The organism is Cryobacterium sp. MLB-32, assembly GCF_000738085.1.
In the GTDB taxonomy this organism is placed as follows: Bacteria; Actinomycetota; Actinomycetes; order Actinomycetales; family Microbacteriaceae; genus Cryobacterium.
Window position 1 is genome coordinate 1 of record NZ_JPRS01000732.1, and the last position, 530, is coordinate 530.

Annotated in this window: 1 protein-coding gene; it reads right to left on the reverse strand. The window is 54.5% G+C overall.

All coding sequences use genetic code 11. The features are described 5' to 3' along the window. Positions 1-364: hypothetical protein (locus JF66_RS24865; protein ID WP_231556553.1), on the reverse strand; the 364-nt coding region annotated here is incomplete at its 3' end. Positions 365-530: the final 166 nt, after the last annotated feature.

Genomic DNA, 530 nt, shown 5'->3' on the forward strand with positions numbered 1-530 from the left:
AAAGGCCCCATGACAGCGCAACTATGAACGTGAGAAACGTCACTAACGGGAGCACCTCTCGCGCTTGCACCGCAAGGAGTATGCGTGGTGTGAGCTCCGTGGCGGGAGTGTTGTCAAAGAAAATGACCGATCCGAGAAAGACTGTGAATAGAAGGAACCCTAGCCCGACTATCGAAGTGACCACTCCCCACGGGGCGCAGATCCGCCGCCTGCTTTGTGAAAATCGCAGTGAGGTGAATACGAGCAAGACTGCTCCGAATATGGCAGTGAGCACGACGTAAGCCGCGGTTGCAGAGGCGACAGAGGCGTCATTGTCACCACGGATGGTAGCCACAACGTCTTGCACTGGGTTGAAAGTGCTCACAAAGCTTGCTAGCACTACCAAGACGACGAGAACGACCGACGCGAAATGGGAAATGGGAAACTATAAGCTCCCTGGTCTTGCTCACGACGTCGCCGCCAGACCAGCATGAATGACGAGTTTTCTGATGCTGGCGGTAGGCGCACTACGTTTATCCACATTCAAAGGT